Origin of the sequence: Pseudoalteromonas sp. S2893 (assembly GCF_005887105.1) — a bacterium.
Lineage (GTDB): Bacteria > Pseudomonadota > Gammaproteobacteria > Enterobacterales > Alteromonadaceae > Pseudoalteromonas > Pseudoalteromonas atlantica.
Genome location: NZ_PNCY01000126.1, coordinates 1 through 275, shown reverse-complemented (window position 1 = coordinate 275; position 275 = coordinate 1). Strand labels below are relative to the sequence as shown.

Here is a 275-nt window from a genome sequence, read left to right as displayed (position 1 = left end):
AGTGAACGCTTTAGAGCGAATTATTGCCATAAAGACGAAAAAAACGAATTTGTAAGCTTTATTTCCAAAGCCTCTTCTGTTGGTATTTTATTAGGGGTGGCGGTGTTAATTGTTGCGCTTTCGGTTATTAATGGCTTTGAGCATCAATTAGTGCATCGTTTATTAAGTCTGGTACCGAATGTTGAATACTTAGCTCCTACCACACCGATGGCTGATAGGCCTAAAAAAGTAGAATAACTTAAAGCAGCGCCAAATGTTACAGGTGCTGAGACATT

The 275-nt window shown here is 38.9% G+C and carries 1 pseudogene; it reads left to right on the top strand.

What is annotated here, in order from left to right:
* Nucleotides 1-234: pseudogene (locus CWC04_RS19400) on the top strand (lipoprotein-releasing system transmembrane subunit LolC); the annotation flags it as partial.
* Nucleotides 235-275: the final 41 nt, after the last annotated feature.